Consider the following 253-nt stretch of genomic DNA (forward strand, 5'->3'; position numbering starts at 1 on the left):
GTGGGGTGAAGTACTGTTGTTCGACATCTTGTGCACTCCAACCAGGGATACCTATGTGTAGCGAGTGTATGAGCGCCTTGTTCCAGGGGATCTCTGCATCAGGATGCTGGTGCTCATGTTGTGCGCCTAGTGCGTGGCCGAATTCGTGCAGGACTGTATGGGTAAAGTAATCGCCTTGCTCCGGCCTTACCGTGAGCACCATCGACTCCCATGGGCGGTCCAGCAGGCAGTCAGTGCCGATTGCACATTCATT

The 253-nt window shown here is 54.9% G+C and carries 1 pseudogene; it reads right to left on the reverse strand.

Going from position 1 to position 253, the window contains the following annotated elements:
• Positions 1-253, reverse strand: a pseudogene (locus SB756_RS32765) (hypothetical protein); the annotation flags it as partial.

Origin of the sequence: Pseudomonas sp. SIMBA_068 (assembly GCF_046534705.1) — a bacterium.
Lineage (GTDB): Bacteria > Pseudomonadota > Gammaproteobacteria > Pseudomonadales > Pseudomonadaceae > Aquipseudomonas > Aquipseudomonas putida.